Source organism: Cohnella xylanilytica (assembly GCF_014212175.1).
GTDB lineage: Bacteria > Bacillota > Bacilli > Paenibacillales > Paenibacillaceae > Cohnella > Cohnella xylanilytica.
In genome coordinates this window covers 21,174-41,412 of the sequence record NZ_JACJVR010000079.1, presented here as the reverse complement: position 1 = coordinate 41,412, position 20,239 = coordinate 21,174, and the positions used below count along the sequence as shown (strand labels likewise).

Sequence of the window (20,239 nt, the reverse complement as noted above, 5' to 3'; positions counted from 1 at the left end):
CGCAGGGCGGCGGAAGAGCTCTTGCATCCCCGATTATACGCCTGCCTGAAGGTTAAAAAAATTTAAACCTAATTAACCTACGTTTAGCGATTGTGAAGATTGGAATGCCGAGGGAGGAACGGGGGGACGTTATGACGGTGTATTTATTCCATCCCCGAGAGGTTCCGACTATGCCAACGTATAAACCGCATGCCCGATCCCACGGCCGGCTCGACGGACAGACCCGGCTGCTGCTCGCGGTCAACGGGTTGTTCGTCACGGCGGGAGCGCTGTCCGGCACTTTCCTGGGCGTCTACATCTGGAAGGCCAGCAAGAACTTCGAGCTGCTCGGCTGGTTCACCCTGCTCCATCACCTCAGCATGGCGCTCACGTTCTGGATCGCGGGCTACGCCGTCAAGCGGGGGCGGAAAAGTCTCGTGCTGCGCCTCGGAATCGGCATCTCCGCGCTGTTCTATGCCCTCGTGCTCGCGCTCGGCACGCAATCCATCCCGTACATATGGATTCTCGGCATCGTGCAAGGCGTCGCGAGCGGCATGTTCTGGCTGGCGTTCAACGTGATCTACTTCGAAGTGACCGACGCCGACAACCGCGACCGGTACAACGGCCTGGCCGGCGTCATCGGGGCCTTGGCCGGCATGGCCGCGCCGTGGTTCTCCGGCTTCCTCATCTCCCGTATGGCGGCGGAGAAGGGCTACCGGATCATCTTCATGGCGTCGCTCGGCATCTTCGTCGCCGGGGTGCTCATGACGTTCCTGCTTCGCAACCGCCGGACGCTGGGCGAGTACGACTGGAGCTTCCCCGCCCGGATCTGGCGCGTTCCGGAGACGCCCTGGCGCTCGGTGCTCGGGGCGCTGACCGTTCAGGGAGTCCGCGAGAGCGTCTTCGGCCTCATGATCGGCTTGCTCGTCTACATTCAGACCGGAAGCGAGCTTCGGCTCGGCAACTACACGCTGATTACGTCGGCCGTGTCGTTCCTCGGCTTCTACGCGGTCGGGCGCTGGCTGAAGCCGGCGCGGCGCGTCGGCGGCATGCTCGCCGGGGCGATCGTCATGACGGCGGTCATCTTGCCTTTTTTCTTCGGCGTCAGCTACGCGACGATGCTCGTCTTCGGGATCGGCACCTCGCTGACCTTCCCGCTGTACGCGATCCCGATGACGTCGACGGTGTTCGACTTGATCGGCCGCAACGAAGACAGCGCGCGGAAGCGGGTCGAGTACGTCGTCGTGCGCGAGCTTGCGCTGAACGCCGGGCGGATGCTCGGGATGGCGGTGTTTATAGGGACCGTGCGCTGGAGCAAGGCGCCGCTCGTGCTGAACGTTCTGATGCTCGTCACCGGCAGCGCTCCTCTGTTCAGCTGGATGCTCATGAAGCGGATTCTCCGGGTCCCCGCCAAGAAGGCTTACGCCCGCAGCCGAAGACGTCTGCAGAAGATGCCCGACCGGGTGTGACGGCGGGAGCGGCCCGGCGGTTCGCGAGGCTGTCGCCGGCCGACCGCTCGGCGGCGTTCGCCCGGTGCCAGCGGCGTTCGTCCGGGTACGGCCGGCATCCGTCCGGGTGCTGCTGCGTTCGGCTTCCCGGCGTTCGCCCGTCGGCTTTTGCCCCTCCCTCAACAGCTTATGGGGATATTTTCTATCGGGGCGGGGGTTGACGTGAAACCAATTGGTTTCCTATAATCAAAAGCGAAACGAAAAGGTTGCGCATCGAGTCCCGAGAGAGGGCTTCATGCGCGCTAGAGGAGGCATTTCGAGAAAATGAGCGAGAACAACGCGCTGCCGGCCATCCGGCAGACGCAAGTGCTGAAGGCGCCGATCTCCAAAGTGTGGGACGCCGTGTCCACCGCCGAAGGGATCGCCGCCTGGTTCATGCCGAACGACTTCCAGCCGGTCGTCGGCCACGAGTTCCATCTGGATGCCGGCCCTTATGGCCACTCCCCGTGCAAGGTGACGGAGATCGATCCCCCGCATCGCGTCTCCTTCCGTTGGGGGAAGGATTGGACTCTGACGTTCGAGCTGAAGGAGGTCGAGGGCGGCACCGAATTCACCCTGATCCACGACGGCTGGGATCCGGAGAAGGTTACCGAATTCGGGCAGCCTCACGCGTCGGTGCGCGAGAACATGGCCAAGGGCTGGAGCGGAATCGGCCAGAGGCTGGCCTCGATTCTCGAGGGCTGACGGATGGCGTCCGCATCGGCGAAGCACGACGTCTTCCAGGCGATCGCCGACCCGACGCGGCGCAGCCTGCTGAAGCTGCTCGGCGACGGCGAGCTGCCGGTGACCGCCATCAGCGGCCACTACCCGATGTCCCGCACGGCCGTCTCCAAGCATCTGCGCATTCTCGCGGACGCCGGACTCGTCCGGGAGCGGAAGGTCGGCCGCGAGACGCGCTACCGCCTGGACCCGGAGCCGCTGCTGGAGCTGAAGCGGTGGCTCTCCTATTACGAGCGGTACTGGGAGAACAAGATGGCCGCGCTCAAGCGGTTCGTCGAGTCGGACGAAGACGGAAGCGCGCCCCCGGCTCCGCTGGAGCTCGTCCGGAAGGAGCCTCCCGGCGAGTGACGGCCCGGCCCGGCCGGCCGGCGAATCCCGGCGGGAACCGGATGGAGCGCGGCCGGGAGGCGACGACGGGAAGTCGAACCGATTGGCGGAATAAGCGCTCGGTTCGGGAATTTTGGGACGGAACCTTGCAGGGTTCCGTCTTTTTTTGCGTGACTGCCGGAACCGACCCGAGCGGAACTTCGCCCCGGCAGGCAGGAATCGGGCGCGCGAGCTGGAAGAAGAATACGCAACCAATCGATAGCGCGCAAAAAAAAAGGCGGATGACGATGGAGATCGTGGCGGTTCATGTCGGAGACGGAATCGAAGAGTCTTTATTCGAGCGCTTGCTGGGAACGGTGCCCGAACCGAAGCGAAGCCGGATCGCCCGGTTCCGCAAGCGGGACGACGCCGTTCGCTCGCTGGCCGGCGAATTGCTCGTCCGGACGTGGGCGGCCGAGAGGCTCGGCCTAGGCAGCGGCAAGCTGCGGTACGCGTTCAACGAGTACGGCAAGCCGGCTTGGGCGGACGAAGAAGGGCGGCCGCTCGCGGGAGCGCACTTCAACTTGACCCACTCCGGAGAATGGGTCGCGGCGGCGTTCGACGACGGCCCCGTCGGGATCGACGTGGAGAGGGTGGAGGCCGTGCCGCCGGATATCGCGGGCCGGATTCTCTCTCCCGAGGAGGCGGAAGAGTGGGAGCGGGCGCCCGAAGAAGAGCGGCAGGAGAGGCTGTGCCGCATCTGGACGTTGAAGGAGAGCTACGTCAAGGCGATCGGCAGAGGACTCAGCGAGCCGCTGCGGTCGTTCGCGGTGCTGCCGTCCGGTCGCGGCGCGGACTACGTCGTTCGGCCGGCCGGAGACGGAGCCGGAAGCAGAGGCGGAGCCGGAGGAGGAGGGGGCGGAGGAGGAGGGGGCGAGGACGGGGAATGGTACTGCAAGAGCTACGAGATCTCCCCGTCCTACCGCCTGTCCGTCTGCTCTCCTCGCCGAGACCGCTTCCCCGCGGACATCGTCCGCCGGGAGCTGGCAACCGTGACTCGGCTTCTCCCGTGAGGCGTCATGGAGCGCGGCCCCCGGAGCCCGCCGAGATGGGAAGCCGCATGGAAGCGGCATCCCGGCGTCCGGCGAGCCGCCCGCCGGGCCCCGCTCCGCTCCTATCGCCGATCCGTCGCCGGAGATCCTACGTCCACAGAGACACCCCGTAGACGTGCAGGTTCGGCATCCCGGGCAGAATAAGGCGGGTCGCCTTCGACCCGTTCCGGACGAGGGGAGCTTCGTCGGCGAACAGATGGACGAGGTTCTCCAGCTTCCCCTTCTTGTTGCGGATCAGGTTCGCCGTCCAGGCGATCTTCTCCCGCTCGCAGGGCGTGCGGCTCCACCAGTCGGCGAAGGCGAGCCGCACCTCTTCCCTCCCGCCGTCCTCGTATTCGACGACGAACGAATCGGCCGAGCTGCCGAATTGGCTGCAGGCGAGCACGGCCAGCCCGCGGTAACGGTCCGGCGGGAGCGGAATCTCCTGGCGATAGCAGGAGATATTGTCGCAGGCGCCGCCGTCCGCCGCGGGGAAGGCGAACGACACGTCCCCGACCCGCAGCACCCCGTCCGGCGGGAGATCCTCGGCGCAGTAACAGTGCCCGTCGCTGTCCGCGTCGGCCGTGCCCAGGCCGTTGTCGATGCCCCGGACGTCGCAGAAGTCCCGGATGTCGACGTGGACGATCCTCCGCTTCTCCTCCCCCGCCCCCGCAGCCGGGTCGACCGGCACCCGTCCGGAGCCGGGAGAATCGAATCCCCATACGCGCTCCCTATCCGGCTCGTGCTCCAGAACGCCCTCCAGAACGCCCTCCAGAACGCCCTCCAGAACGCCCAGAATGCGAAGAACCGCCCGCTCCTCGGCCTCGCCGGCGCCGGCGATCTTGTCGCTCAGGCTCCTTCTCATCGTCTCGTCGAGACGCTCCGGGGGCATGAAGCTCAGCTTGGCGGTCACGGCGCGCACGGTGCTCCACCGGTTGCCCAGCTGCCGAAGATCGTCGGCGCACGCCGCGAGCCCCGGCAGAGAGAATCGCTCCGCCGCGTATTCCAGCATGCCGGCGTAATTGAACCTCGCCGTCACCAGCGAATTCAGCCTCATGTACATCGGGCTGCTCATGAAGTTCGGGTGCCCTTCCGCTTCGTCCGCGAACCGGACGCTCCGGATCGCTTCGGCGAACTCGCGGAAGCCGTCCAGGGAAGACGCCAGATGCTCCCGCAGATAATGCGCGAGACGGGGGATCACTTCGCCGGGTTCGGGCATGTCCCCGTCCGCCGGCTCGACCGTCATGAAGCCGAGCAGGCCGGCCGCGTAGTGTTCTCTTAAGATGGTCATGTTCTTCTTCACGAAGAACGGATCGACGACGGTGAGGTCTTCCGTGACGGGATCGAGGCCGGTAACGAGCATGACGTGGGTGAAGTAGTGGGCGAACTGATAGTTGGGGTCCCAGGGGCTGTAGTAGGTATCGAGATTCAGGCCGACGGGATGGCCGCGGGAGAGCTGCTCCCGGATGAGGGAGAGGCCTTCCTCGGGATCCGGATTGCGGATGACGCGGATGGAATAGCCGTGGAAGCGTTCGAGGAGCCGAAGCGAGCCGTCGAGCCCGGTCCGCATTCGGGCGCCGAGAGTCGGCGCGGAATCCGGAGGGGCGAACTCGAACTTCAGGGCTTCCGCGTACATCAGCTTGTAGCCTCGCCGGAACCAGCCGTCGAGCGTGACGATCACGTCGTCGAAGCAGTCTCCGCCGGCGCTCTTTACCGGTTCGAGGTCAAGCGTTCTCATCATTGCATCTCCACCTTTCGATCGATTCGATTCGAGATGGCAAGGCAAGGAAATTCCAAGCTCATCTTATCTCAGTTTGATAGGATTGTAAACGAATGGGAGTTTCGCCTCATTTCGGCGGGAGCGGCTTGACGACCCCGCGGACAGCCCCTTATCATAATAGGCAGATATCTAAAAAATGGTAATTCATGTCGATTAATCGCGCTCTTCATCGTCGCCTATTCCTCTTGCCGTCCGCAACGGCTTCCCCACATCAAGCATCCGCACCCCTGCGCAATGCGAAGCATGGATCTCGTTCGACCGCATATCTTGGTTTGGTGCCATGCCCGAAGCTTTCGCCTTCTTGCAAGCGATAACACCGTGTATTCTCTCGCCGGAAAACGTTTTACATCCAGATGGAAAACGGTCATTCCACCTACGGGAGGGTTGTCGATGAACGAAAGGTCCTATCCTCTGACGCATCCGCAGAAGAGAATCTGGTACACCGAACGCATCCATCCGGGCACCGCGCTCCACAATATCGTCGGCTCGGTCCGCGTCCGCGGGCCGCTCGATTACCGGCTGCTGGCCTCGGCCATCCGGGAGCGGCGGAACCGCCACGACGCGCTCCGGCTCTCGGTCCAGGAGGCGGACGGCATTCCCGTCCAGTCCGTCTCCGGCCTTCCGCCGGACGACGGCGAGTTCCGGGACTTCTCCGGGAGCGAGAATCCGGAAGCCGAATTCGCGAGCTGGGTCGCGCGGGTCGCCTCCGAGCCGTTCGACCTCGAGAACGGGCCGCTGTGCGCCTTCCCGATGTATCGCATCGGGGACCGCGACGGAGGCTTCCTCGTGAAGTTCCACCACCTCGTGTCGGACGGCTGGTCGAGCAGCCTGTTCATCTCCCTCGTCCGCCGATCGTACGAGAGGCTGCTGCGAGGCGAGCCGGACGAGGAGCCGGCGTCTCCGTCCTACCTGGATTACATCGGGCGGGAAGCCGAGTACGTCCGAAGCGGCCGCTTCCGCAAAAACGGGGAGTTCTGGCGCCGCAAATTCTCCGGCTGGCCCGCCGAGCCTCCGCCCGAGCCGTCGCCGCGGACCGAGGGCCGGCGAAGGACCTTCGCGCTGGACGCGGAGAGATCCGCCGCCGTCAAGGCGTTCGCCTCGGAAGCGGGAGGCTCGCTGACCGGATTTTTTATTTTCCTGTATCTGCTGTACGCCTACAAGTCCGAAGGCCGGTCCGAGACGGTCGTCGGAACGCCGGTGTTCAACCGCTCGGGGCCGAAGGACAAAGCGACCGTCGGCATGTTCACGAGCACGATGCCGTTCCGCTTCGCGCTGGACGCTTCGGCTTCCTCCCGCGAGACGCTGGCCCGGGTCAACCGCGAGCTCGCCGAGTGCTATCACCACCAGAAGTATCCGTACGACCTGCTCGTACAAGACCTGGGGCTGAAGAGACGCGGCCTCGACCGGCTGTTCGACGTCAGCGTCAACACCTACAACACGAAGGTGGAGACCGAATGGGCCGGCTCGCCGGCGGAGGTGCTGGAGCATTACGGCGGCTGCCAGCTGCATTCCCTTCAGCTCGTCGTCAAGGACTGGTCGGAGACGGGCGAGCTCACCGTCGAGATCGACTACAAGACGGCGGAGTACGACGAAGAGCGGATCGAGCGCCTGTACGCGCGGCTCGTCGGGCTCATCGACGCGGCGCTGGCCGAGCCGGAGCAGCCGGTCGCCCGCCTGTCGCTCCTGACCGCGGAGGAGAGGGCGAGCCTCGCGGCGTTCAACGATACGAGGGCCGACTATCCCCGGGACAGGACGGTCGTGAGGCTCATCGAGGAGCAGGCGGAGAGAACGCCCGAACGGACCGCGGTGACGGACGGACCGCTTCGGCTGACGTACCGCGAGCTGACGGATCGGGCGGCCCGGCTGGCGGCCCGGATCGGCTCCAGGGGGGGCGGCAGGGGGAGCACGGTCGGCCTGCTGACCCGGCATTCGCCGGAGACGGTCGTCGCCATTCTGGCCGTCCTCAAGGCCGGAGCGGCTTACGTGCCGATCGACCCCGCGTATCCGGCCGAGCGGATCGGCTACATGTTGGAGGACGCGGGCTGCCGGCTGCTGCTCGCCAACGTCCCACTGCCGGAGGGAACCGGGTTCGCGGGACCGGTCCTCGACCTGGGCGATCCGCACTTGTACGCGAAGGCGGCGGAGAGGGTGCGGCTGCCGGACGAGGGAGCGGGTCCGGACGATCTCGCGTACGTCATCTACACCTCGGGCTCGACGGGCCTGCCCAAGGGAGCGATGATCGAGCACCGGGGCCTCGTCAATTACGTCTGGTGGGCCCGGCGCATGTACGCGAAGGACGAAGACGAGGTATTCCCGCTCTATTCTTCGCTCGCCTTCGACCTGACGGTCACCTCCGTGTTCACGCCGCTCGTCATGGGCGGCAGCGTCGCCGTCTACCGGGACGACGAAGAGGAATACGTGCTCTACCGGATCATGAGGGAGAAGAAGGCGACCGTCGTCAAGCTGACGCCGGCGCATCTGAGCTTGTTGAAGGACTACGACCACCGCGGCAGCGCGGTCAAACGATTTATCGTCGGGGGGGAAGATTTACGAACGGATCTGGCGAAGCGCATCCACGAGAGCTTCGGCGGACGAATCGAGATTTACAACGAATACGGGCCGACCGAGACGGTCGTCGGCTGCATGATTCACCGGTACGATCCGGAGCGGGACGTCCGGGCGTCGGTTCCGATCGGCGCGCCGGCGGACAACGTCGGCATTTATCTGCTCGACGCGGACGGGAACCCGGTGCCCGAGGGAGTTCTCGGGGAGCTGTATATTACGGGGGACGGCGTGGCTCGCGGGTACCGGAATCGGCCGGAGCTGACGGCGGAGAGGTTCCTGCCCTGTCCCTTCCTGCCGGGCGAGCGGATGTACCGGACGGGGGACTTGGCGAGGCGGCTGGCGTCGGGCGCGCTCGAGTATGCCGGGCGGGCGGACCGCCAGGTGAAGATTCGCGGGCACCGGATCGAGCCGGGCGAGATCGAGCGGGCGCTGTCCGGCCACCCTTCGGTCCGGGAGGCGGTCGTCGTCGACCGCGAGACGCCGGACGGAAGCAAGATTCTGTGCGCTTACGCGGTTCGCGATTCGAAGGCTGCCGAAGGGGACAAGGAACTGCTCGATTACTTGGCGGAACGGCTGCCTTCCTACATGGTTCCGGCCTGCGTGCTGGAGCTGGACGCCATTCCGTTGAATGCGAACGGCAAGGTCGACCGGGCGAAGCTTCCGGAGCCTCCGGACCGAAGCGCGCGCGGAGCCGGGGAAGCCTTCGGCGACGAAGCTGCCGCGGATTCCCGGGACAATTGGGGCGGCGCGGCCGCGAGGGAGATCTCCGCGCTGCTCGAAGTCGCGTCCGGCGTGCTGCAGGAGGAGGCGATCTCCCCGGCGGACCGGTTCCACGAGCTCGGCGGCGATTCGATCAAGGCGATCCAGCTCTCTTCGCGCCTGCGGAGCCGCGGCTACGCGATCCGGGTCGCCGACGTGCTGGCGTATCCGAAGTTCGCCGACATGGCGGCCCGGATGGAGAGGCTCGGCGGCTTCGTCCCGGACGGCGAAGACGACCGGTGCGAGGGAGAAGCGGGGCTCACCCCGATCGTCGACTGGTTCGCGACGAGGCCCTTCGCGGACCGGCACCACTACAACCAATCGGTGCTGCTCCGGCTGCACAAGCCGCTGGCGGCGGAGGAGCTGACGAAGATCGTCCGCGGCCTCGTCGCGCACCACGATTCCCTGAGGCTGAGCTTCGATCCCGAGACCGGCGGCCGATTGGTCTATAACGCCGAGCCCGAGATCGAGGACGCCGAATCGTTCGACCTGTCCGGTCTGGACGGGGAGGAGCAGCAACTGCGGATGAGCGAGCTCGGAGCCCGCTTGAAGGCGAGCTTCCGGCCGGGCCGGGACGCCCTGCTCAAGGCGCGCCTGTTCGACCTCGGCCGGAACGGACGGCGCCTGCTGCTGACCGCCCACCATCTGGCGGTGGACGCGGTGTCCTGGTCGATTCTGCTGGAGGACTTCGCGCGGCTGTGGCGGAACCTCTCGCGCCCGGAGCCGCTCCCGCTGCCGCCGAAGACGGCGTCGTACAAGCGCTGGGCGGAGCATTTGAGGAGCCGGGCGGAGGACGCCGGACGGGAGCTCGATTACTGGCGCGAGGCCGTCGGAGACGGAGGCGCCGCCGAGCCGGCCGGCGGGGACGGGATCGCGCCGCCGGCGACGGAATCCTTGTCCGCGGAGTTGACGGAGCGGCTGCTCCGGAAGGCCCCCGCCGCCTACGGGACCGACGTCGAGGAGCTGCTCGTCGCGGCGCTCGCGGCCGCCGCCCAAGACTCGCTCGGAGCGGCGGGAAGTCTCGCCATCGAGCTCGAGGGGCACGGCCGGGAGCCGTCCGATCCGTCCGCGGACGTGTCGAGGACGGTCGGCTGGTTCACCTGCCTGTACCCGGTGCGCCTGCCGCTGCCGGCCCGGGCGGCCGAAGAGCCGTGGCCGGCCCGCGTCCGGGCCGTCAAGGAGACGCTTCGCGCCGTTCCTTCGGGCGGGCTCGGCTTCGGCCTCCTGACGCGCCTCGTCCGCGCGCTGGACGATCCCGGAGAGGGCCGGCGCCTCCGCTTCAACTACGTCGGCGAGCTCGATTCCGCCCTCGGGGCGGGAGAGCTGTTCTCCCTCGCGGAGGAGCCCTCGGGCCCGGACAGCGGCGCCGGCAACCCGCCGACCGCCCCGCTCGACGTCGTCGCGATGGTCGCCCGGGGGCGGCTTCGGCTGACGGTCGCCGCCGACGGCCGGTCGCACGGGGCCGAAGCGGCGGCGGCTCTGGCCCGCAGCTTCGCGGCCCGGCTGACGGAGCTGCTCCGCCAGGCCGACTCCGTGCGGGGCTCCGCTCTCGCCCCGTCCGACTTCCCGACGATCGCGTTGTCCCAGGAAGCGCTGGACAGCTTGTATTCCTAGCAGGCCGGAAGGTCGCAAGGCCACTATAACGAGATCGCGGGGAGAGAGAATGACGAATCCAATGACGACCGTGGCGGATCATCTGTCCATTTTCCAGTATTACAGAGGCCGGGAATACGCGGGCAACCGGTTCGAGCTCAGCCCGCGGCCCGAGCGGTTCAAGAGATACCACGGCCCCCACGTCAGGCTCAAGACTTCGATCTACAAGGAGGGGGCCGGCGGCTCCTTCGCCTCGCTGCCGGGGACGGAGCTGCTGGAGCGAATCCTTCTCCCGTCGTTCGGCGTCACCTCCGTCAAATTCCACGGCCACCAGTCGGAGCTGCTCTGGTCGTTCCCTTCGGCGGGAGGCTGCTACCCGGTCGAGGTGTACGTCGTCGTCCGGCGGCTCGGCGGCGTGGAGCCGGGAATCTACTCCTACAGCGCGCTGCAGACCACGCTCTACCGCCTCGGGGACCGGCAAGCCGCGGAGCGGCTCGGCCCGACGCTTCGGGAGGCCGACAAGGACGCGGACCTCGTCTTCGTCCTGTCCGTCGTCCCCTGGCGGACGTGCTGGAAATATTCGCACAAGGGATACCGCTTCAGCCTGATGGACGCCGGCCACGTGGCGGCGAACTTCCAGCTCGTGCTGCGGGCGATGGGCTTCCCGTTCTCCGCCTACACCTGCCTTCGCCCGGAGGAGCTCGGAAGCCTGCTGAGGCCGGAGGAATACGAGGTGCCGGTCGCGATGATCGCGGTCCGCGTCCCTCCGCCGCAAGGCGCGGCCGGCTTCCCCGCCGAGGAGCCGAGCGGGGCGCCGCCGCCGTCCGGGCATTGCGAGCCTTCGGGCGACCCGGACATCCATCTGTTCGACTGGGAGCCGATCGTGGAGTTCCAGAGGAAGGTGAACCGCTCGATCCGGGAGCCCTCGGAGGCATGGCTGACCCGGCTGACCCTTCCCGCCGAATGGACGGATTACGGCCGCCTGCTGGAGCTCATCATCGGCCGCCGGTCGAGCTCGGCCTATTCCCGCTGCGAGCTGAGAACCGAAGAGCTGCTCGCGATGATCGACTTCATCTCGCGCCTCGGGCTGCATTCCTCGTTCCACCTGATCGTCCACGGGGTGGAAGGACTGCGCCCGGGCCTGTACCGCTTCGCCGACGGAGAGCTCGGCTGCCTGGCGGAAGGCGACTACCGCGAGACGTCGGCGGGGCTCTGCCTGGGGCAGGCGTTCATTCGCGACTGCTCGGTCCTGTTCGTTTTCACCATCGACGCTTCGCGCATTCCGGAGGAGCAGTTCTCGCTCTACCAGCAGAGCTCCATCGACGGAGGCATCATGGGCCAGCTCATCTATCTGAAGTCGCAAGAGATGGGACTCGGCTTCTCGATCATCGGCGGCTATTACGACCAGGAGGTTCGCGACCTGCTGCGCCTGGAGCCTTCGCATCAGATCGTCTGCGCGGGCTCGTGGGGGCGAGACGCGCCGAACTCGGCGAACGTCCGCAAGAACGACCGCTACATTCAGAATAAGCCGGAACGGTAGGAGGGCGATTATGTCGAGGGTCGCGTTTTTCAGCGTCGATATGCACGGGCACGTCAACCCGACGCTCGGGTTGGTGCGCAAGCTGGCCGAGAAGGGCGAAGAGGTTCTCTACTATTCGGGAGAGGCGTTCCGGGAACGGATCGAAGCCGCGGGAGCCTCGTTCGCCGCTTACAAGGAGCCGCTCGGCTTCGGCACGCACGACGGGGGAGGGATCGAGACGTTCCTCGTCACCGCCGACTTCATCCTGGGGCGAAGCCTGACCGTCACGGAAGCCGTCCTGGATGATCTGCGGGCCTGGGGAACCGACTATATCGTGCACGACGCGTTCTGCCACTGGGGCAAGGAAGCCGCGCGGCGTCTCGGCGTGCCGGCCGTCTCCTTGTTCGCGAACTTCGCCTTCATCGACGAGATGGCGGACCTCGATCCGGCCTTCTTCATGGAGAACGTGCTGCGCGCCGGCGACGATCCGCTCTACGTCAAGAACAAGGGGCAGACCGACGTGTTCCGCAAGCTGACGGCGAAGCTGTCCAAAATTCTGTACCTGAAGTACGGAGTGCGGACGGACAGCGTCATCAACGACATCTTCTGTGGGAAGGAGAAGCTGAACGTCGTGCCGACGTCCAGGGAGTTCCAGCTCTACGCGGAGGCGTTCGACGACAGCTACCTGTTCGCGGGATACGAGATCGGACCGAGGACGGAGAAAAGCGAATTTCCCTTCGAGCGCCTCGACGGGAGGCCGCTCGTGTATATCGCGCTCGGCACGATTTTCAACGACGCGCCGGAGTTTTACGCCGCCTGCCTGCGGGCGTTCGCGGAAGGCGACGCGCAGCTCGTCCTGTCCGTCGGCGGCAGCGTCGGACCCGAACGGCTGGGGCCGCTCCCGGACGGCGCGATCGTGCTGCCGTACGTGCCGCAGGCGGAAGTGCTGAAGCGGGCGTCCGCGTTCGTCACCCATGGCGGGGCGAACAGCATCCACGAGAGCCTCTGCCTGGAGGTGCCGACGGTCGTCGTGCCGCGCAGCTTCGACCAGTTCATGGGCGCGATCGCGGTCGAGCGGGCCGGCGCCGGCATCTACCTGCGCGAGCCGGAGCCGACCGCGGAAGAGCTGGCGGCCGCCGTCCGGGCCGTCCGGACGGACCCGTCCTACCGAGAGGCGTGCGGGCGGATCCGGCGGACGCTGGAGGCGGCGGGCGGGCACGAGCGGGCGGCGGAAGCGATCATCGCCTACGCCGCGTCCGAGCGCGGCGAGGCGCTGGCCCGATGAGGCGGGCGGCGAGATGGAGGCGTCCGCTGCTGCTCGCTATGGCGGCCGCCGTCGCCCTGCTGCTGCCGGCGTCCGCGCTCTCCGCCGCCGGGGCTTCCCGCGCGCCGGTCGCGGACCGGCTGGAGGAGATCGATTCCTACGTCCGCGATCAGATGGACAAAGGGAACATCCCCGGCCTCGCGATCGCGGTCGTGGAAGGCGGGGACACCGTCGTCAGCCGGGGCTACGGGTGGGCCGACCGGGCGGAGAAGCGCCGCGTCACCGACCGGACGCTGTTCGAGCTGGGCTCGACCAGCAAGGCGTTCACGGCGCTGGCCGTCCTGCGGCTCGAAGCGGAAGGGCGGCTCGACCTGAACGTTCCCGCGAGCCGGTATTTGCCCTGGCTGAGCTTCCGCTACAAAGGCGAAGAGGCGGACGTGACGCTGAGCCAGCTTCTGCATCATACGAGCGGCATTCCGTTCCGGACGATCGGCGACATTCCGGCCGCGCGGGACGAGGGCGCGCTGGAGCGGACCGTCCGCGGGCTGTCCGGCACGGAGCTGGACTTCGCTCCGGGCGAGAAGTATCTGTACGCGACGATCAACTACGACGTGCTCGGGCTCGTCGTTCAGACGGTCTCGGGACAATCGTACGAGAGCTACGTCCGCGAGCGGGTTCTGGCCCCTCTCGGACTGGCGGACACGTACCTGTACGAGGCTCCCGCCGGAGCGGATAAGGCGCAAGGCTACAAGCTCGGCCTGCTGGGGGCCCGGGCTTACGACGCTCCCGCCTACCGGGGCAACGTGCCGGCCGGCTACGTGATCTCGAACGCCGCGGACATGGCCAGGTGGCTGAAGCTCCAGCTCGGCGTCTCGCCGGGGGCCGGAGAAGGGGACGGGGCAGGGTCAGGGTCCGGGGCTGAAGCAGGGGATGGGGAAGGTGCCGGGTCAGGCTCCGAGGCAGTGTCGGGGTCAGGGTCAGGGTCCGAGACAGTGTCTGGGGCCGGGCTCGATCCGGCGCTGATCGGGAAGTCCCACGAGCCGGACCGGACCGTGAAGCCGAGCCCGGACGGCTCCTCCTACGCCGCCGGATGGTCGGTCTACCAGAGCGGCGAGGGCGAATGGTCCCACGGGGGCAACAACCCGAACTTCTCCTCCTACTTCGTGTTCCGGCCGAGCGAAGGGATCGGGGTCGCGGTGCTGGCGAACCTGAACAGCGCCTACGTCCAGGCGATCGGACAAGGCGTCCTGAACCTGATTCTGGGCAAGGAGCTGCCGGACCCGGCCAAGGATATGTACAAGAGCATGGACAGCGCCGCTTCGGCCGTCCTGATCGTGGCGGCTCCCGTCCTGCTTCTGACCTTGTGGCTCCTCGGGACGGCCGTCGTCCAACTCGCGCGGGGCGAGCGGAGGTTCGCGGGAAGACCCGGACGGGCGGCGGCCGCCTTCGCCGCGCTCGCCGCGGTGCTGGGCGGCTTCGGCTACTGCCTGTACCGGATTCCCGACGTGCTGTATTACGGGCTGAACTGGCGCTTCCTGCTCGTCTGGACGCCGGCGACGCTGCCCGCCGCCGCGCTGGCCGTCTTCGCGGCCGCGCTTCTGTTCGGCCTCTACTTCGCCCTGACGCAGCTTGCGCCCAAGCCGGCGGAGAGATCGCTCTTCTCCCTGATCGTTCTCAGCCTCGCCAGCGGCTTCGGCAACGCGCTCATCATCTTCGTCGTCAACGAAGCGCTGAACCGCGGCGACGACGCCGACTTCCCGAGCGGCCTGCTGCTCTACCTGCTCGCGGGCATCGCCGTCTACGTCGTCGGCCAGAAGCTCGTGCGGACCCGGCTCATCCGGATGGCCAACGACATGGTGTACCAGAAGCGGACCGAGCTGACGAGGCGCATCCTGAACGCTTCCTACCGCCGGGTGGAGCAGATCGAGCAAGGGAAAATCCAGACGGCCCTCAACAACGACACGGAGACGATCAGCGACTTCTCGAACATCGTCATCACCGGCGCGACCAGCCTCGTCACGCTCGTCTGCTGCTTCGTCTACATGGGCACGATCAGCGTCTACGGGTTGCTCGTCTCGATGTTCGTCATCGTCGCGGCGGCCGGGCTTCACTTCCTGTTCGGCCGGCAGGCGAACCGGCTGTGGGAGCAGACGCGCGACATCCAGAACGTCTTCTTCGCCTTCATCCACCACATGACGTCCGGCTTCAAGGAGCTGAGCCTGAGCGGCCGCAAGCGCGAGGCGTTCCGCGAGGATATGTTCTTAAGCTCGCTCGCGTACCGCGACAAGCGGATCAAGGGAGACATGAAGTTCGCCAACGTCAACGTCATCGGCGAGCTGATGTTCTCGCTCGTCGTCGGCGTCATCGCGTTCCTGTTCCCGGTGCTGTTCCCGGCGATGAAGGAAGCTTCGATCCGCACGTACGTCTTCGTCCTGCTCTACATGACGGGGCCGATCCACGGCATTCTCGGCACGATTCCGAACCTGATCCGCGTGCGGATCAGCTGGAAGCGGATCGACGCGCTGGCCGAGGAGCTGGACTCCGTGCGGGGAGAGGGCGACGGCGGGGAGGAGGCCGGCCCCGGGGAGCCCTTCCGGACCCTCGAGCTGCGCGGCGTCGTCTACCGGCACCGGACCGGCGAGGCCGTCGAGGCCGGCGAATCGTTCGCGGTCGGCCCGATCGACCTCTCGTTCCGGGCGGGGGAGATCACCTTCATCACCGGCGGCAACGGCAGCGGCAAGTCGACGCTCGCCCGCCTGGCGACGGGGCTGTACGCTCCGGAGGAGGGCGAGGTGCGGGTGAACGGCGTCCCGCAGACGCCGGAGCGGCTGGGGCGGCACTTCTCCGCCGTGTTCAGCGATTACCATCTGTTCGAGAAGCTGTACGGCATCGAGACGGACGGCCGGGACGAGGAGATCGACAAGTACATGTTCCTCCTGCATCTGGCCGACAAGGTGCGCATCCGGGACGGCTCCCTGAGCACGCTCGCGCTGTCCACCGGCCAGCGCAAGCGGCTGGCGCTCCTGATCAGCTACCTGGAGGACCGGCCCGTCTATCTGTTCGACGAATGGGCCGCGGACCAGGACCCCGAATTCCGGCGCTTCTTCTACGATTCGCTGCTCCCGGAGCTGAAGGAGCGGGGCAAGTGCGTCATCGCCATCACGCACGACGACCGCTACTTCGGCCTGGCCGACCGGATCGTCAAGCTGGAGACGGGCCGGGTCGCCTTCGCGGGAGACGCGGGAGGTCTTCCGAGGCATGGAATGGACGAAGCGGGTTAACCGCCGACAAGGGAGGTCAAGGCCGATGAACGGCGCCATCAAGCTGGATCGGGCGAACATCGAGGACATCGCGGCATTGACGCCCGCGCAGGAGGGACTCCTCTATCATTACCGCAGCGGCAAGGACGCGGGGCGCTATTGCCAGCAGCTCAGCCTTCGCCTGGCCGGAGAGCCGAGCATGGACGCGCTGCGCTTCGCGTGGCGGCGGGTCGCCCGCGCCAACGAGATGCTGCGGACGGTGTTCCGCTGGGAGAAGCTGGAGCACCCCGTGCAGATCACGCTGCGCGAGCACGAGATTCCGATCGCGGAGCGGGACTATTCGGCTTATCCGCCCGCGGAGCGGGAGCGGCTTCTCGGGGAAGCCAGGGAGGAGGAGAGGCGCGCCGCGCCGGATATCGCCGCCGAGCCGCTCCGCGTGCTGGCCTGCCGGCTGGACGAGAGGAGCCTCGAGATGATCGTGACGTGGCACCATATTCTGTTCGACGGCTGGAGCAACGGCATTCTGCTCCGGGAATGGCTGGCGGCCTACGACGCTTGCGTCCGGGGAGAACGGGACCGGGAGCCGCCGGCCAAGCCGAAGCCGAGATTCAAGGAATTCGTCGCCTGGCATCAGAGGGCGGACAAGGAAGAACGGCGCGCTTACTGGACGGACTATATGGCCGATCCCGGCGACCGGGCGCTGCTGCCGTTCGAGGCGGAGACGGACGCCGCCGCTTCCGGCGCGGGGGACGGGGAACCGGGGTATTACTCGGTCTCGCTCGCTCCCGGCGAAGTCGCGGCGTTGACCGCGTTCGCCAGGAGCCGGGGCGCGACCGCCGCCGCCGTTCTGTACGCCGTCTGGGCGCTCCTGCTTCGGGGCTGCTCCCCCGGCTCCCGCGACGTCGTCTTCGGCACGACCGTCTCCGGACGGACGCCCGAGCTGGAAGGCGTGGAAGAGATGATCGGCTTGTTCATCAACACGGTTCCGCTGCGGCTCTCCATCGAGGACGGCGACAGCGCGGAGAGCCTCGTCCGCCGGACGGCCGAGGCGCTGCGGAAGCGGGAGCCGTACGAGAGCGCGCCGCTGACGGACATCGCCCGCTGGAGCGGGGCGGAGAGCGCCGACGACCTGTTCGAGACTCTCGTCGTGCTGGACAATTACCCGCTGGACGAAGCTTCGCTGCGGAGCGAGAGCCTGGCCGTGGCCGGGTACCGGATGAAGGAAGCGACCCATTATCGGCTCACCCTCGGCATCCGGACGTTCGGGGAGTGGGGGCTCGACTTCGAATACGCGCGCGACCGGTTCGCGGAGGAGGACGTCGCGCGGATGGCGGAGTATTACCGGCATCTTCTTAGGCAGGTGCTCGGCGATCCCGGGAGAACCGTCGGCTCGCTCGAGCTGGCGACCGACGCCGAGAAGGAGCGCATCCTGAACGTCTTCAACCGCCCGCTCGGGGAGCGGAGCGCGCTGCTCGTCCACCGCGCGTTCGAGGAGCAGGTCCGGCGGGGGCCGGACCGTCCCGCCGTCGTCCGCGCCGGAGCCGTCTGCACGTACGGCGAGCTGAACGCCCGCGCCGACCGGCTCGCTCGCCGGCTTCGCCGGGCGGGAGTCGCCCGCGACCGGCTCGTCGCGCTGCTGCTTGACCGGGACGCGGATCTGTTCGCCGCCATGCTGGCCGTCCTGAAGGCGGGGGGCGGCTACATTCCGATCGACCGCTTGTTCGCGGCGGCGAGAATCTCTTACATTTTGGAAGACAGCGGCGCGGACGTCCTGATCGTTCCCGAAGGCGAGGAGAACGGGCTGCCGTTCGGCGGAACCGTCGTTCCGTTCGGAGGGCCGAATTCGGAGCCGGACCGGGAGGCCTGGCCGGAGGAAGAAGATTATGACGACGAGGAGGAAGACGAGGACGGCGCGAGCCGGCTCGCCTACGTGATCTACACGTCGGGGTCGACGGGACGGCCTAAGGGGGTTCTGACCGAGCACCGCCACCTGATGGCCTACGTCTCGGCGTTCCGGGCGGAGTTCCGGCTCGGTCCCGACGACGTCGTCCTCCAGCAGGCGTCCTGCTCGTTCGACCACTTCGTCGAGGAGGCGTACCCCGCGCTGTTAAGCGGGGGAACGGTCGTCGTCGCGGACCGGGAGGACGTTCTCGACCCGGACCGGCTCGTCCGGCTGATCGAAGCGAACGGGGTGACGATCGTCACCGTCCAGCCCCTGCTGCTCAGCGAGCTGAACAAGCGGGGCGGGGTGCCGGGGGTTCGCGCTTATATTAGCGGGGGCGACGTTTTCAAATACGAGCATTACTCCCGCCTCGTTCGCAGGGCTAGCGTGTACAACTCGTACGGGCCGACGGAAGCGACCGTCTGCGCCACGTACTGGCGGTGCGGCGAGGAGCCCCTCAAGAACGTTCCGATCGGGACGCCGATCGCCGGCTACAACGTCTACATTCTCGACGCCGCCGGCCGCCTGATGCCCGTAGGCGTGCCCGGGGAGATCTGCATCTCCGGCCGCGGCGTGGCGAGAGGCTATCTGAACCGGGAGGAGCTGACCCGCGACAGGTTCGTGCCGGACCCGTTCCGGCCGGGGGAGCGGATGTACCGGACCGGAGACCTCGGCGTCTGGCGGGCGGACGGCAGCGTCCGGTTCGCGGGGCGGGTCGACGAGCAGGTGAAGATCCGGGGCTACCGGGTCGACCCGCGGGAGGTGGAGCTGGCGCTGCTCGAGCATCCGGCCGTCGCCGAGGCCGTCGTGCTCGCGGCCGACGACGCCGGGGGAGCGAAGGCGCTCTCCGCCTACCTGGTGACCGGGGAAGGGACGACGGCCCGCGAGCTGAGGGAGCATCTGGCCGGGAAGGTTCCCTATTACATGATTCCGACCTCTTATTACCGGATCGGGGCCATTCCCAGGACGGGCAACGACAAGGCGGACAAAAAGGCCCTGCTGCGCTCTCCGGACCGGCTGCCCTCGGGAGCGGAGGAGAGCGGGGAGAGAAGCGGGACGGAACGGGCCGTCGCCGCCGTCTGGCGGGAGGTGCTCCGGCTGGAGCGGGTCGGGGCGCACGATTCCTTTTTCGACGTCGGGGGCAACTCCCTTCTTCTGATGCAGCTGCAGGCGCGGCTTGAGAGAGAGTTCGCGGCCGGGCTCTCCGTCACGGAGCTGTTCTCGCTGCCGACCGTCCGCAAGCAGGCCGAATGGATCGACCGGCGGCGGCCGTCGGAAGGGGGGGCGGACGGGGCCGGCCTCGACGCGAACAGAGAAGGCGGAGACGTCGCGGCGGCGGCTTACCAGCCGCTTCCCGCCGATTATTTCGGCTGGGGGCCGGAGGGAGAGAGTCTGCTTCGTTCGCGGCTCGATCCGCAGCTGGCCGCGGGGCTCGCGTCCGTCGCGTCCGAGCACGGGGTCGAGCGGTTCGACGTTCTGCTGGCCATGTGGGGGTACCTGTTCACGGAAGTGACGGGCCTTCGGACGGCGGTTCTTCACGTCGCGGGGCGGGGAGGAAGGACGGCGCTTCCGCTCCGCATCGAGCTCGACCGGCTGGGCGGCTTCCCCGACCTGTTCGCCGCCGTGCGCGACCGGAGATCGGCCGAGGACGCCGAAGGCGGCTATCCGCTCGGGACGACGGGACGGTTCGTGCCGGAGAGAGGGGAGCGCGAGACGCTGCCGCTGGCGTTCCGGGAGGGCGAGGCGGTCCCCGACGAGGGTCTGGTCCGCCGGCACGGGCTTCTGCTCGGAATCGAGGAGGCCGGGCCTCGGGACGTCGGGCTGTCGCTATGGTTCGACGGGAGCCGGCTGCTTCGGGAGAAGATGGAGCGGCTCGTCCGCTCGTACGCGCACCTGCTTCGGCAGCTGTCCGGCACCGGGGTCGCATCGTCTTAAGTCGTCGTCATCGGGAGA

10 protein-coding genes are annotated in these 20,239 nt (G+C 67.4%); 9 read left to right on the top strand and 1 reads right to left on the bottom strand.

Annotation, left to right across the window (positions count from 1 at the left end):
• The first annotated feature begins 170 nt into the window (after positions 1-170).
• From H7B90_RS20305 to H7B90_RS20290, 4 genes are all read left to right on the top strand, one after another.
• The gene (locus tag H7B90_RS20305) at positions 171-1,448 is read left to right on the top strand and encodes an MFS transporter (protein ID WP_185137724.1); all 1,278 of its coding nucleotides are present in this window, start codon (positions 171-173) and stop codon (positions 1,446-1,448) included.
• Between the two features lie 303 nt (positions 1,449-1,751).
• Positions 1,752-2,171, top strand: coding sequence for an SRPBCC family protein (locus H7B90_RS20300; protein WP_185137723.1), 420 nt, complete (start codon positions 1,752-1,754; stop codon positions 2,169-2,171).
• A gap of 3 nt (positions 2,172-2,174) precedes the next feature.
• A complete protein-coding gene (locus H7B90_RS20295) occupies positions 2,175-2,555 on the top strand; it encodes an ArsR/SmtB family transcription factor (protein WP_185137722.1) in 381 nt (126 codons plus the stop codon).
• Positions 2,556-2,821: 266 nt separating this feature from the next.
• Positions 2,822-3,586 (top strand): 4'-phosphopantetheinyl transferase family protein, encoded by a 765-nt coding sequence (locus tag H7B90_RS20290; protein ID WP_185137721.1) that lies wholly within the window; start codon positions 2,822-2,824, stop codon positions 3,584-3,586.
• Between the two features lie 127 nt (positions 3,587-3,713).
• On the opposite strand, the gene H7B90_RS20285 is transcribed toward H7B90_RS20290, so the two are convergent.
• Entirely contained in the window at positions 3,714-5,345 is a 1,632-nt protein-coding gene (locus H7B90_RS20285) for a BtrH N-terminal domain-containing protein (RefSeq protein WP_185137720.1), read from the bottom strand.
• Positions 5,346-5,774: 429 nt separating this feature from the next.
• On the opposite strand from H7B90_RS20285, the gene H7B90_RS20280 reads away from it, so the two are divergent.
• Genes H7B90_RS20280 through H7B90_RS20260 form a run of 5 tightly spaced genes read left to right on the top strand, consistent with a single transcriptional unit; the run spans position 5,775 to position 20,221 of the window.
• A complete protein-coding gene (locus H7B90_RS20280; protein ID WP_185137719.1) occupies positions 5,775-10,322 on the top strand; it encodes a non-ribosomal peptide synthetase in 4,548 nt (1,515 codons plus the stop codon).
• A gap of 49 nt (positions 10,323-10,371) precedes the next feature.
• A complete protein-coding gene (locus tag H7B90_RS20275) occupies positions 10,372-11,841 on the top strand; it encodes a SagB family peptide dehydrogenase (protein ID WP_185137718.1) in 1,470 nt (489 codons plus the stop codon).
• Positions 11,842-11,851: 10 nt separating this feature from the next.
• The gene (locus H7B90_RS20270) at positions 11,852-13,105 is read left to right on the top strand and encodes a macrolide family glycosyltransferase (protein ID WP_185137717.1); all 1,254 of its coding nucleotides are present in this window, start codon (positions 11,852-11,854) and stop codon (positions 13,103-13,105) included.
• Positions 13,102-16,365 carry a cyclic peptide export ABC transporter gene (locus H7B90_RS20265; RefSeq protein WP_185137716.1) on the top strand — a complete coding sequence of 1,088 codons (3,264 nt, stop codon included), beginning with the start codon at positions 13,102-13,104 and terminating at the stop codon, positions 16,363-16,365. The genes H7B90_RS20270 and H7B90_RS20265 overlap by 4 nt, the downstream gene beginning before the upstream one ends.
• A 25-nt stretch (positions 16,366-16,390) precedes the next feature.
• Positions 16,391-20,221 carry a non-ribosomal peptide synthetase gene (locus H7B90_RS20260; RefSeq protein ID WP_185137715.1) on the top strand — a complete coding sequence of 1,277 codons (3,831 nt, stop codon included), beginning with the start codon at positions 16,391-16,393 and terminating at the stop codon, positions 20,219-20,221.
• Positions 20,222-20,239: the final 18 nt, after the last annotated feature.

Excerpts from the sequence above, each read along its gene's own strand:
- H7B90_RS20275 (WP_185137718.1), top strand. The coding sequence starts at position 10,372 with ATGACGAATCCAATGACGACCGTGGCGGATCATCTGTCCATTTTCCAG.
- H7B90_RS20305 (WP_185137724.1), top strand. The coding sequence starts at position 171 with ATGCCAACGTATAAACCGCATGCCCGATCCCACGGCCGGCTCGACGGA.
- H7B90_RS20300 (WP_185137723.1), top strand. The coding sequence starts at position 1,752 with ATGAGCGAGAACAACGCGCTGCCGGCCATCCGGCAGACGCAAGTGCTG.
- H7B90_RS20295 (WP_185137722.1), top strand. The coding sequence starts at position 2,175 with ATGGCGTCCGCATCGGCGAAGCACGACGTCTTCCAGGCGATCGCCGAC.
- H7B90_RS20270 (WP_185137717.1), top strand. The coding sequence starts at position 11,852 with ATGTCGAGGGTCGCGTTTTTCAGCGTCGATATGCACGGGCACGTCAAC.
- H7B90_RS20285 (WP_185137720.1), bottom strand. The coding sequence starts at position 5,345 with ATGATGAGAACGCTTGACCTCGAACCGGTAAAGAGCGCCGGCGGAGAC.
- H7B90_RS20280 (WP_185137719.1), top strand. The coding sequence starts at position 5,775 with ATGAACGAAAGGTCCTATCCTCTGACGCATCCGCAGAAGAGAATCTGG.
- H7B90_RS20265 (WP_185137716.1), top strand. The coding sequence starts at position 13,102 with ATGAGGCGGGCGGCGAGATGGAGGCGTCCGCTGCTGCTCGCTATGGCG.
- H7B90_RS20290 (WP_185137721.1), top strand. The coding sequence starts at position 2,822 with ATGGAGATCGTGGCGGTTCATGTCGGAGACGGAATCGAAGAGTCTTTA.
- H7B90_RS20260 (WP_185137715.1), top strand. The coding sequence starts at position 16,391 with ATGAACGGCGCCATCAAGCTGGATCGGGCGAACATCGAGGACATCGCG.